Below are 11462 nucleotides of genomic sequence, written 5' to 3'. Positions count from 1 at the left end.
ACTATCCTATTGCTCATTAATAGATTTGTGTAACATTTTAATTACATTGACACTGTTTGTTCTCCGCTAAACCGTTTTTCGTTATAGGGTTCATTTTTGCTGAAAATTACGCCATGTTCGCAATACTCAACACAAGCGTTAACAAAAAAGGAGCGCGAGATGACCTCAACATTTAACCCATTGGGAACAGACGGTTTTGAATTTGTGGAGTACACCGCGGCTGATCCCGCTGGAATCGCGCAGTTAAAAGAGCTGTTTACTTCTCTTGGCTTTGCTGAGATAGCCAAACATCGCTCAAAAGAGGCGTGGTTATATCGTCAAGGGGATATCAATTTTATCGTTAACTCTCAACCCCATAGCCAAGCTGCAGCGTTTGCCAAAGTGCATGGACCTTCAGTGTGTGGGATGGCGTTTCGCGTTCATGATGCATCTGTCGCCATGCAGCATGTGCAGGCAAATGGCGGGCGAGAATACAAAACACAAATTGGCCCAATGGAGCTGAGTATTCCTGCGATTTATGGAATTGGCGATAGCTTGCTTTATTTTGTCGATCGTTATGGTAGCCAGAGCATTTATGATGTGGACTTCAAGTTCTATGCCGATGCTAATCAACGAATGACCGACGCCAATGTTGGTCTGTTCGAAATTGACCACTTAACGCATAACGTCAAACAAGGCCACATGGACGTTTGGTCTGGCTTTTATGAGCGGATCGGTAACTTCCGTGAAATTCGCTATTTTGATATTGAAGGGAAGCTAACGGGGTTAGTTAGCCGTGCAATGACAGCGCCTTGCGGCAAAATTCGTATCCCAATCAATGAATCGTCTGACGATAAATCACAAATAGAAGAGTTTATTCGTGAATACAATGGTGAGGGGATCCAACACATCGCTTTATCCACTGATGATATCTACCAGACGGTACGTACTCTGCGAGAGCGAGGGATGGATTTCATGCCGACACCGGATACTTACTACGAAAAAGTCAGTGATCGAGTTGAAGGGCATCAAGAAGATGTTGATCAGTTAAAAGCGCTGCGGATCCTGATTGATGGCGCACCGATGAAAGATGGAATTTTGCTGCAAATATTTACTCAAACCGTCATTGGCCCAGTCTTTTTTGAGATCATTCAACGCAAAGGCAATGAAGGGTTCGGGGAAGGTAATTTCAAAGCGTTATTTGAGTCGATTGAAGAAGATCAAATTCGACGAGGAGTACTCAGCGATGCATAAATGGATCACATTTCCTCATCGAGAAGGGGTATGTTCAAACCAAGCTCATGCCGACTTCCCGCAAGAGGCCATCTATGAAAGAGAAGCAGGACGCAGTGGCTTTTTTGGCCCTGCGGCCCATTTCCATCACCAACATGCACCGACTGGGTGGAGTGAATGGCAAGGTGAGTTAAGGCCGAGAGCCTTTAATTTTAATTTGATCGAGCAAGCCAAACAAAGTTCACCGTGGAGCGTGCCGCACCTATTGCATAATGCACAATGTAAAGTACGAGTATGGAAGCTGGCTCAGGCGATGGATCATTTAGTGCGTAACGCCGATGGTGATGAGCTGCTTTTCATTCATCAAGGAAGCGCTGATTTTTATTGCGATTACGGACACTTGAGCGTTTCACAAGGGGATTATGTGTTGATCCCGCGCTCAACCAATTGGCGACTTGAGCCAAGCGAGCCGATGTTCATTCTAATGATAGAGAATACGGATGCGGCGTATGCTTTGCCAGAAAAAGGGCTAGTAGGGAACCACGCCATATTCGATCCTGCGGTTTTGCAAGTCCCATCAATTAACCCGAAGTTTAAAGCGCAGTATTCAGAAAAGACCACCCAAGTTCATTTAAAACGTCATGAGAAAATCAGCGTCATTACTTATCCATTTAACCCATTGGATGCAGTAGGTTGGCACGGCGATCTTTCCGTGGTGAAACTCAATTGGCGTGATATTCGACCGTTGATGTCACATCGCTATCATTTGCCGCCCTCCGCTCACACAACGTTTGTTGGCCAAGGTTTTGTGGTCTGCACCTTTGTGCCTCGGCCGATTGAGAGTGACCCCGGCGCTTTAAAGGTTCCGTTTTATCATAACAATGATGATTACGATGAAGTGCTCTTCTACCATGCGGGTGATTTCTTTAGCCGCGATAATATTGAAGCTGGCATGGTCACTTTTCATCCTGCCGGGTTTACCCATGGCCCACATCCGAAAGCGTTCCAAGCTGGGCAAGAGTATAAGAAAAAATTTACCGATGAAGTGGCAGTGATGATTGATACGCGGCATGCATTACACTTTAGTGAGGCGGCGCAGCAGGTTGAAAATCAACAGTACGTCTACAGTTGGAAGAGCGAATAAACGAATAAGAATAAGGAAGTGACATGAAGTTAGCTACGCTAAAAAACGGCACAAGAGATGGTTTATTGGTAGTGGTCAGCCATGACTTATCAAAATGCGTTGCTGTGCCTGAGATTGCCGAGCATTTACAGCAAGCCTTAGACCGTTGGCAGGAAACCGCACCGATGCTCAGCGAAATTTATACGGCGCTGAATGAAGGCGAATTGCTGCAAGAGATGCTGTTTGATCAAACCTTGTGTCATTCGCCGCTGCCTAGAGCGTATCAATGGGCCGACGGTTCTGCTTACGTCAACCATGTCGAGTTAGTACGAAAAGCACGAGGAGCTGAGATCCCTGAAAGTTTCTGGAGTGATCCGTTAATGTATCAAGGTGGTTCGGATGCTTTTCTTGGACCGCGTGATGATATTCAAATGCAAGATGAAGCATGGGGAATTGATTTTGAAGCCGAAGTGGCCGTGATCACCGATGATGTCAGAATGGGTGCAACCCCAAGTGAAACTGCGCAAGCGATTCGATTGGTAATGCTGGTTAATGACGTATCACTGCGTGGTTTGATCCCTCAAGAGCTTGCTAAAGGATTTGGGTTTTTTCAATCCAAACCGTCTTCGGCATTCTCTCCCGTCGCTGTGACACCCGATGAACTAGGCTGCCATTGGGACGGCGGAAAACTCAACCTGCCATTGCTATCAACCTATAACAATAAACCATTTGGTTGCCCCAATGCTGGCGTGGACATGACGTTTGAATTTCCACAGTTAATTGCTCACGCAGCAAAAACGCGCCCCTTGTGCGCGGGCACTATTATTGGTTCTGGCACGGTTTCTAATAAACAGGGAACCGATTTTGGCAGTGCGATTGCTGAAGGGGGAGTCGGTTATTCATGCATTGCAGAAGTGCGAATGATTGAAACCATTCGGGACGGTAAACCAAGTACCGAATTTATGAAATTTGGTGACAGGATAACGTTAGAAATGCGTGATGATAAAGGGAACAGCTTGTTTGGTTTAATCGATCAACGCGTGGTGAAAGGGTCATGAGTGGCCTCAAGTTATATGGGTATTGGCGCTCTTCAGCCGCTTACCGAGTACGCATCGCACTTCACCTCAAGGCGCTCGATTACCAGTCGATTGCTATCCATTTAGTTAAGGAGGGCGGAGTGCAACATTCAGCCGAGTTTAGCGCTCTCAATCCGAGTGAGTTAATTCCGGTACTGGAAGATAACGGACATTGCATTACTCAGTCGTTAACCATCATCGAATATTTGGATGACCAGTATCCCCAAGTACGTTTGGTTCCGTTATCAGGTAAAGAGAAATATCAGGTTAAAGCACTGGCGCAAGACATTGCTATTGATATTCATCCACTGAACAATCTACGAGTTTTACAATATTTAACGCGTGAACTGGACGTAGATGAAAGTCAAAAAGGAGACTGGTATCGGCATTGGATAGCCACGGGGTTTTATGCCTTGGAAAAGAAATTGGCGACAGTATCAGGGGAGTACTGTGTTGGTGATCAACTGAGCTTAGTGGATGTTTGTTTAGTACCACAAGTGTATAACGCGGAGCGCTTTAATCTTGATATGGCGCAGTTTCCGATCATCAAACGAATCACTGCTGAGCTTCGTGCTCATCCGGCGTTTATTGCCGCCGCACCAGAAAACCAGCCCGATGCTGAGAGTTAATCGAAAAGCCAGCCTTGCGGCTGGCTTCTCTTTGCGCTGTTTATTGAGCATTCGCCACTAAACTTGCATTGCTGTAATTGTTGTATCCATGCAGCAAAATAGAATAGCGGCCCGGTTGAGCATTGGAGAACTGACACGTTTCATTATTGCCACTGCGATAAGGACGGCAGTCGTATTGCTGTAGATCGGCATCAGTTTGATACTTAACGTATAAATCGGCATCGCCGCTTCCCCCTGACAATACAATACTCAAGTTGCCCGCTTCCGACAGTTCGAATTGATACCAGGTTTTGCTATTTCTGCTGGCCGATAAACCGTTCACAGGTACGCCATTTTTCAGTTGATTATTCGGCGTAGGCGGTGTTGAGGCGTTACCCATTTCAACCACATAAGCCAATCCAAGTTTAGTAAATTTCACCGCATGCAATCCTGTTGGGTCGGAATTTTGCAGAGTGTCTTGCGGGCTATGAATATTAGGGTTGTAATCATTAAATTTGGATTCAAAAGGCATCGCAGCTGGGTAACCAACCGCATGCCAAGAGGCATGATCAGAACAGGCATAGCCACAGGTATCAAATCCATAGGTTAATGACGGTAAATATTCATCCAATAGTTGTGTCAAATACTGGGTAAAATTACTGTCGGTGTAATCGCTCATAAACACAATATCTTCGCGTGAACCTTGGTAGTTAGTCATGTCTAACTGCATCACAGACATTACTTTTTTACCTTCGGCTTTAAAACGATTGGCTAAGTCTTGTGAACCTCGAAGGCCCACTTCTTCAGCAGCGTAAGCCATGAAAGCGATGCTGCGTTTAGGACGAAAATTTTGCTCAGACAACAAACGGATGATTTCTGTCACGCCCGCGATACCTGATGCATCGTCGTCCGCACCCGGCGCAATGCTGCTTTCGTTGGTTCGAGAACCAAGTGTCGAGTCTAAATGCCCGCCAATCACCACCCATTCGTCAGGTTTTTCAGAGCCTGTAATTGTGAGCATTACCGATTTCTGGTTGTAGCCTGAATGTGTGATTTGTTCTACTTTGCTTGCGGGCAGTGACGCAGAGAGTGAGCGCCAATGATCTGCAATCCAATTCGATGCTTGAGCACCAGTCGAGGTGGTATAAAAGCGATTTTTAAACTGGGTTAAGGTGGTGATGGTACTGGTGATTTGTTGCGCTGATACTGATGGTAACCAAGCATTAACGGTGGTTTGCTGAGTTATTTCTGGTGCACTGAAAGTGTTTAGATTCAGCGGCATTGCGCTGACACTCATCGCACTTTGTGCAGAAGGGTGGACCATATAACCACCACATCGCTGATGATTTTCGTGCATTTCATGTGAAAGCGTCGCTAACTCGCTTACTGGTACTTGCCCAACCCATACTGATGTTTGATTGATAAGATTTTCAGGTAATAGACTTTGGGCTCCAGAGCGAAGCGCCGTTTGCGTCGCGTCACCACCAATGGAAATCCACACCTTTTCTTCTGCATAAGCGGTACTGAAACAGCCTGCTAGCGCAATCGCCAATAACGTTTGTTTCTGGTTCATTCTCTCCTCCCTGGAGTATTATTATCAACATGACGTTGACCATAAACCCTAGGCCAAAAATAGGAATAATGAGAACAATTCGTTTTATACTCAGTTGTTCATAACGGTTGTCACTAAACTATCAATAAGGTATTTCATCGACTGAAAAAAAGAAAAAAGCCAGCGAAAACTTCAGCTGGCTTAAAGGTTTTAACGCTGTACCCATACTGGATAAGTGAAGAAAATAAGGTGGGAAAAATTAAAGAGAAAGTGGAAGAGTACAGCCGTCCATAAACGCCCGCTTAGATGATAGATCGCGCCGTAGCCAATACCAGCTAATGCGGCAAATAGTACCAAAGTCACGCCGCCAGAAAAATGCGCAAGACCAAATAGGGTACTAGCGAGCGCAATACCGAGCCATAGACCGAATTTTTCACTAACGGCTTTTTGTAAATAGCCCCGGAAAAATGCTTCTTCCACCACACAGGTTAAAAGCAAATTATTGAGAGCAAAGAGCCACCACCAAGTCGGTAAAGATAACTCGGGCTTAATCGCCCCAAGCGCCCATGCGACAAAAAGCAAAGCAAAAAGAGGAATCGACACTTTACCGATCGCGGCCCAACAAATGGTTTGATGGTTGCCAAGGAGTGGCGGCCAAGCGAGTAGCAAAGCAAAAAATACCATAGGTTTATCTAGGTTCAAGTAGAGACGAAAGGGGGCACTATTGGCACCAGCAACCACATTATCCAGCACTTTAGGGTTATTAAAACCAGGAATAGCATGCAGCAGCAGTGCAATTGCCCATAATAGCAACGCACCATGAGCAAACCATTTCCAGCGGCCTTTCAGTTGTGGGATGTAATAAGCACCACATAATCCAATGGCGACATACAGCAGGGCCATTAACGATAATCGGTCTGTGAACCATCCGCCCACTAACGACAGTGCTAGCAAGGTGAATGCTGGACGTAACTGCTTTTGAAAACTGAAGATAACGGCAAAAAGCAGCGGGATCCAAATCCATAACGATGAGTCAAGTATCATAGAGAGTACCTTAGGAAATCATCCATATTATTGAGTGATGACAGAGTGGAAGAGTGGCGCATTATGAAGAATCATTCTCAATAAAGAGATTCTACCAGTCAGCTAAACGCTTGCAGGCTTACAAAAAGCACTGTGGATCGTCACTAAAAATGGCGTCAACTGAGTTGAGATGTTTGAACTTTTTCGGATTATTCACCGTGTAGCACCAAATTTGGTAACCCGCTTGATGTAACTCGGCAATGTGCTTTGCACTGATCCATTGATAGTTAAGGTTACAGCCAAAGGCGTCAATTTCGGCTAACACTTGCTTATCTTTACGCGTTAATCGCTCGCTCAACACCGCCAATTTATAACCCGGACAATGCTGATAAAGCTCGCGCATGATAGCGTGGCTAAAACTGGAGAGAACAATCTGTTCATTCGGTAATCCACATTGATCCAGTTGCGCTTTAAGCTGAGCAGCGACTTGAGCAACATCGTGTTTATCCACTTTTACTTCAATGTTTAAACCAAGGCTGTGCTGCTTTGCGAGTGTCAGCAACGTCTCTAATGTCATGATGGGTTCGCCTGCAAATTGAGGATCAAACCAACCGCCAAAATCGAACTGTTGTAATTGCTCAAGCGTGTAAGAATCAATGCGTCCTTTACCATTACTGCAACGATCAATGGTGTGATCGTGGCAAACAACCAATATATGATCTTGAGTCGGTTGCACATCCACTTCAACCCACTTTAGGCCTAAATCAATAGCGGCTTGCACACTCACTTGCGTATTTTCAGGGTAATGGCCGGCCACTCCGCGGTGGCCAATAATCATAGGCTTCATAGCGTTATCTCTACACAATTAAAACCGGCTCAGCATAGCGCGCGCCTTCTATTTTGTCTTCAAATTGATGGAAATGAGAGACGACGCGCTTTGGACATCACTTTCGCTAATGCTATGCTTATCCAACATCAGGCAGGAGGTCTGATCTGTCAAGTAGGGATAACGGTGAAGCTACATACGATCAAAGGCTATATTCAGAATATGTATCTGGCTGAATATCCAGAACGATTATTACTGCTAGACGGTGCAAGTCGAGCAGACATTCCTACGTTGCAGCACTTCATTGAGAATGAACTGAACCGTCCTTTTTCACATCTGCATACCGTTGTGGTAACTCACATGCATCCAGATCACGCAGGGGCGGCTCATCAATTGCGTGCATTAACGGGTTGTAAAATCATCTCTGCCAATAAAGATCATGACTGGTATCGTGGCTTGGACGGATTTTGTATGCATCTAGCCGATCTTGCGCTTGCGCGTTGGATGGCGAATCGCTTAGGCCGCCCGCGGCAGAATTTATGGTATCCACGTGTCTTAAAGCCTGACATTAAGCTCAACGATGGCGACACTATTCCTCATTTTAACGAATGGCAAATATTAGAAACTCCAGGGCATACCGACCGAGATTTGTCTGTCTACCATGCACAGCAAGGCATTGTGTATGTTGCCGATTTAATGGTTGAAGTGAAAAAGCAGTTGATTGCCCCTTTTCCTATTTTCCATCCCAATCAATATCGCCAGTCACTTGAACGGATCTTCAAGCTCAACCCAGAAACACTGCTTCTTGCACACGGCAAAGAGGGGCGTTTGAGCGAAAAAACCTACCAACACTTGCTAAATACCGCACCTATACGGCCCATCACACATTGGCGAGTGGTCAAAATAAAAGTCAAAAGTTTAATGAAGTCTGTTTGGCAATTTGGGGTCAGTAAAGGTAAATAAAGGGTAGGTGGCTTTAAAACTCATCAACAAAGAGTGTTCGCCGCATACTGTGGTTGTTTGCACCAGAAAAAATCGTTAGAATGCGATCCTTGATGATAATGAGAGCTTTTATCAACAAGGTGATAACACTTCGTTGAAGGTAATGAATAACGTCTATGAATCTTTTAAAAATCAGCTTGTCCTTGGTGGCGACTACCAGTTTGTTCGCAGTAAATGCTTCTACACTCAGTGACGCGAATGCCATCCAAAATAAAACCAATTCGGCTTCAGTCGCCAGCCAACAGAACATCAATCACAGTTCTCAATCAGCGTTGCTGATGCAAGCTGATATCGATCAGTTAAAAGAAGAAGTGAAAAATCTCACTATTTATCGTAATCACTTGGCATCGCTGGTGGAAAACCAGAATCAGGAAGCGCAAAGTTTATCGTCACAAATTGATGAGATAAAACTGACTCGCCAAGGCATCGTTCCTTTGATGTATCAGATGATCGACGGGCTACGTACCCTAATCGAAAACGACAAACCATTAAAGCGCGAAACGCGTTTAGAGCGTTTAGAAAAGCTGGAATCGATGATGGTGCGATCGGATGTCAGCGATGCTGAAAAATACCGCCGTATTCTTGAAGCGTACCAAATCGAAATTGACTACGGCACTAAACTGGGTGTTTATCAAGGCGCAGTGGTGCTCAATGAAAACAAAACCATTGAAGCTGACATTTTATACGTTGGCCGTTTATCGCTGGTGGCTCGTAGCTTAAATGGCAAACAGTATTGGAGCTGGAGCCAAAACTCGCACCAATGGACCGATGTCGATAGTGGGCTATATGCCGATTTAGATACCGCTTTCAAAATGGCCAACAATTTAATTACACCAAACTTAATGACGATACCTGTTTCACTTGAGTTAGTAGAGGAGCAAAGCAAATGAAGATGGTTTTCTCTCTCTCATCACTCTGTTTAACACTATTGGCTTTCAACAGCTTTGCTTCTACGGAATTAGTCAGCAACGCCAAAGTGGAAAACAAACAGCAACAGCAGCACAATATCGAACGCGAAGCGGGTTTTAAACAAACCGAACAGCAGCTACGCCGCGCCAAAGCAGAGCTAGAAGCTCAGCGCCAAGATTTACAAGCGCAAGCGGATAAGCTAAGCACGCAATTCAGTAATAATGAAAACCGACTAGCACGTTTAGAAGAGCAGCTTCGCTTAGAAACAGGAAGCCTTGGAGAGCTGTTTGGTGTGGTACGCCAAAATGCCAAAGCATTAAGCAGTGAATTGGAATCTTCCATCACTGCGGTTGATCGCCATCAGTATACATCGCGGGTACAAGAAATTGTCGCCGCAAAATCTTTACCCTCGATGCCGCAGCTGACGGGGTTATGGCACAGCTATGTTGAACAGATCATCGCCAGTGGTGAGCTAAGCCGCGTTCAGATCGCATTTATCAATGGTGACGGTGTCACGCAAAATGTGGCCGCTTATCGTATTGGAACCTTTGGTTTGGTGACAGAGCAAGGTTATGTCAAATGGAACGGGGATAAACAAGCCGCCACCGCTTATTTGAAACAACCGGACAATGGACCGATTTTCTCTGGCCTAAATACGGGGGAAATCGAAAGCTTAGTGGTCGATCCTTCGCGTGGCATCATGCTTGAACAGCTAGCCCTTACACCAACATTAGCCGAACGGCTACAAATGGGTGGTGCGGTTGGTAACATCATTTTGGTACTGCTTGGTATTGGTTTAATCATCGCTTTCTATCGCGGCTTCGCATTGGTGATGACTCACCACAAGATCAAAGCGCAGCTTAAAGATGTACAGAAAATTGGTAATAACCCATTGGGGCGTGTACTCAGCGTCTATAACAAAGAGCAAAATCGCAGCGTAGAAGCGTTGGAGCTGCGCTTGCTGGAAGCGGTGGTCGATGAACAAGCGCATTTGGAAAAAGGCTTATCGATGCTGAAGTTATTAGCTGCGATTGCGCCGATGCTTGGGCTATTGGGTACGGTGACCGGCATGATTGAAACCTTCCAAGTGATCACACAATTTGGTAACGGTGATCCAAAAGTAATGGCGGGCGGCATTTCAATGGCCTTGGTGACTACCGTTCTGGGTTTAGTCTCTGCGATTCCACTATTATTAGCTCATAATATCTTAAGCTCTCAAGCCGAAAATATTCGCTCTATTTTAGAAAAACAGGGGATTGGCCTCGTTGCTGCGCAAGCAGAGCAAGAATGCCAAGCTTCAATGAGGAATGCGGCGTAATGAACAGCGTATTGCCAAGCGCACTGCTCAGCAATGACTGGCTAACAACCTTGCAGCAGTTTATGCAGCAAGGGGGTATCGTCTTATGGTGGCTAGCTGGGGTGGTGGCGCTTTATTGGTTGTTGATCATCGAACGCGTACTGTTTGTGGTATTGAGCTTTCCTAAATATCGAAAAGGGTGGTTAGAGCAATGGCATCAACGCGCGGAACACCATTCATGGTATGCCCATGCCATTCGCGAGGGTTGGCTTGGTGAAGCACAGCAGATGCTGCGCCACAACCTTAACATGATCAAACTGCTCGTCACACTTTGCCCAATGTTAGGGCTGCTCGGCACAGTCACCGGAATGATCTCTGTGTTTGATGTGATGGCAAATCAAGGCAGTAGCGATCCTAAATTGATGGCATCTGGCATTTCATTGGCCACATTACCGACAATGGCCGGAATGGTCGCGGCCCTTGCGGGCATGTTTGTGCATGCTCGTCTTGCAAAAAAGTGTCATCTACTTGAATTAAAATTAGAAAAATCGTTAAGGAGTTTGCGATGAGATTAGGCAGACGCCAGCCAAGAAATGATGAGGCGCAGATAGACTTAACATCGATGCTCGACATCGTCTTTATCATGCTGATTTTTTTCATTGTCACCAGCTCATTTGTTCGTGAATCAGGTGTTGAGGTTAACCGTCCTCAAGCTTCTCACGCGGTGAGTCAGAAAGATGCGGGTATTTTTGTCGCTATCAATGCATCCAATGATATTTACATCGACAAACGCTTGATTGATGTTGAACGTGTAGAGGCCACCCTAGAACATCT

12 protein-coding genes are annotated in these 11462 nt (G+C 45.5%); 9 read left to right on the top strand and 3 right to left on the bottom strand.

The features are described from left to right. Nucleotides 1-159 precede the first annotated feature (159 nt). The 4 genes from hppD to maiA are packed head-to-tail and all read left to right on the top strand — an operon-like array spanning nucleotide 160 to nucleotide 4040. Nucleotides 160-1233: a 4-hydroxyphenylpyruvate dioxygenase gene (gene hppD / locus B9J87_RS00830; protein ID WP_094124345.1), complete on the top strand. Its 1074-nt coding sequence runs from the start codon at nucleotides 160-162 to the stop codon at nucleotides 1231-1233. After that, complete coding sequence (locus tag B9J87_RS00825; protein ID WP_094149189.1) at nucleotides 1226-2356, top strand: homogentisate 1,2-dioxygenase; 1131 nt, start codon at nucleotides 1226-1228, stop codon at nucleotides 2354-2356. The genes hppD and B9J87_RS00825 overlap by 8 nt, the downstream gene beginning before the upstream one ends. Nucleotides 2357-2379: 23 nt before the next feature. Beyond that, the gene (locus B9J87_RS00820) at nucleotides 2380-3393 is read left to right on the top strand and encodes a fumarylacetoacetate hydrolase family protein (protein WP_094149188.1); all 1014 of its coding nucleotides are present in this window, start codon (nucleotides 2380-2382) and stop codon (nucleotides 3391-3393) included. Further along, on the top strand, nucleotides 3390-4040 hold the full coding sequence (gene maiA, locus B9J87_RS00815; protein ID WP_047689412.1) for a maleylacetoacetate isomerase: 651 nt from the start codon (nucleotides 3390-3392) through the stop codon (nucleotides 4038-4040). The genes B9J87_RS00820 and maiA overlap by 4 nt, the downstream gene beginning before the upstream one ends. 40 nt (nucleotides 4041-4080) lie before the next feature. Here maiA and B9J87_RS00810 read toward each other — a convergent pair whose 3' ends face one another. The 3 genes from B9J87_RS00810 to B9J87_RS00800 all read right to left on the bottom strand — a co-directional run bounded on the left by B9J87_RS00810 (nucleotide 4081) and on the right by B9J87_RS00800 (nucleotide 7441). Then, nucleotides 4081-5592, bottom strand: coding sequence for a M28 family metallopeptidase (locus B9J87_RS00810; RefSeq protein WP_094149187.1), 1512 nt, complete (start codon nucleotides 5590-5592; stop codon nucleotides 4081-4083). 189 nt (nucleotides 5593-5781) lie between these two features. Beyond that, nucleotides 5782-6615 carry a CPBP family intramembrane glutamic endopeptidase gene (locus B9J87_RS00805; protein ID WP_094149186.1) on the bottom strand — a complete coding sequence of 278 codons (834 nt, stop codon included), beginning with the start codon at nucleotides 6613-6615 and terminating at the stop codon, nucleotides 5782-5784. A gap of 118 nt (nucleotides 6616-6733) precedes the next feature. Beyond that, nucleotides 6734-7441, bottom strand: a complete 708-nt coding sequence (locus tag B9J87_RS00800; protein WP_017044733.1) for a glycerophosphoryl diester phosphodiesterase — start codon at nucleotides 7439-7441, stop codon at nucleotides 6734-6736. A 165-nt stretch (nucleotides 7442-7606) separates the two neighbouring features. Between B9J87_RS00800 and B9J87_RS00795 the strand changes: the two genes are divergently transcribed. The 5 genes from B9J87_RS00795 to B9J87_RS00775 form a co-directional block, all read left to right on the top strand. After that, the gene (locus tag B9J87_RS00795; RefSeq protein WP_017042499.1) at nucleotides 7607-8383 is read left to right on the top strand and encodes an MBL fold metallo-hydrolase; all 777 of its coding nucleotides are present in this window, start codon (nucleotides 7607-7609) and stop codon (nucleotides 8381-8383) included. Between the two features lie 155 nt (nucleotides 8384-8538). After that, nucleotides 8539-9312, top strand: coding sequence for a DUF3450 domain-containing protein (locus B9J87_RS00790; protein ID WP_019282153.1), 774 nt, complete (start codon nucleotides 8539-8541; stop codon nucleotides 9310-9312). After that, nucleotides 9309-10649 (top strand): MotA/TolQ/ExbB proton channel family protein, encoded by a 1341-nt coding sequence (locus tag B9J87_RS00785; RefSeq protein WP_047689424.1) that lies wholly within the window; start codon nucleotides 9309-9311, stop codon nucleotides 10647-10649. The genes B9J87_RS00790 and B9J87_RS00785 overlap by 4 nt, the downstream gene beginning before the upstream one ends. After that, nucleotides 10649-11197 carry a MotA/TolQ/ExbB proton channel family protein gene (locus B9J87_RS00780; RefSeq protein WP_013856854.1) on the top strand — a complete coding sequence of 183 codons (549 nt, stop codon included), beginning with the start codon at nucleotides 10649-10651 and terminating at the stop codon, nucleotides 11195-11197. The genes B9J87_RS00785 and B9J87_RS00780 overlap by 1 nt, the downstream gene beginning before the upstream one ends. Then, on the top strand, nucleotides 11194-11462 hold a 269-nt coding region (locus B9J87_RS00775; protein ID WP_094149185.1), incomplete at its 3' end, for an ExbD/TolR family protein. The genes B9J87_RS00780 and B9J87_RS00775, both read left to right, overlap by 4 nt.

Source organism: Vibrio sp. V19_P1S1T109 (genome assembly GCF_002241375.1).
GTDB lineage: Bacteria > Pseudomonadota > Gammaproteobacteria > Enterobacterales > Vibrionaceae > Vibrio > Vibrio anguillarum.
Note: the sequence above shows the minus strand (reverse complement) of the source record. Positions and strands in the feature narration are given on the sequence as shown.

What these genes read in the sequence shown, in the direction of transcription:
- hppD (WP_094124345.1), top strand. Translation starts at nt 160, where the DNA reads ATGACCTCAACATTTAACCCATTGGGAACAGACGGTTTTGAATTTGTG.
- B9J87_RS00825 (WP_094149189.1), top strand. Translation starts at nt 1,226, where the DNA reads ATGCATAAATGGATCACATTTCCTCATCGAGAAGGGGTATGTTCAAAC.
- B9J87_RS00820 (WP_094149188.1), top strand. Translation starts at nt 2,380, where the DNA reads ATGAAGTTAGCTACGCTAAAAAACGGCACAAGAGATGGTTTATTGGTA.
- maiA (WP_047689412.1), top strand. Translation starts at nt 3,390, where the DNA reads ATGAGTGGCCTCAAGTTATATGGGTATTGGCGCTCTTCAGCCGCTTAC.
- B9J87_RS00810 (WP_094149187.1), bottom strand. Translation starts at nt 5,592, where the DNA reads ATGAACCAGAAACAAACGTTATTGGCGATTGCGCTAGCAGGCTGTTTC.
- B9J87_RS00805 (WP_094149186.1), bottom strand. Translation starts at nt 6,615, where the DNA reads ATGATACTTGACTCATCGTTATGGATTTGGATCCCGCTGCTTTTTGCC.
- B9J87_RS00800 (WP_017044733.1), bottom strand. Translation starts at nt 7,441, where the DNA reads ATGAAGCCTATGATTATTGGCCACCGCGGAGTGGCCGGCCATTACCCT.
- B9J87_RS00790 (WP_019282153.1), top strand. Translation starts at nt 8,539, where the DNA reads ATGAATCTTTTAAAAATCAGCTTGTCCTTGGTGGCGACTACCAGTTTG.
- B9J87_RS00785 (WP_047689424.1), top strand. Translation starts at nt 9,309, where the DNA reads ATGAAGATGGTTTTCTCTCTCTCATCACTCTGTTTAACACTATTGGCT.
- B9J87_RS00780 (WP_013856854.1), top strand. Translation starts at nt 10,649, where the DNA reads ATGAACAGCGTATTGCCAAGCGCACTGCTCAGCAATGACTGGCTAACA.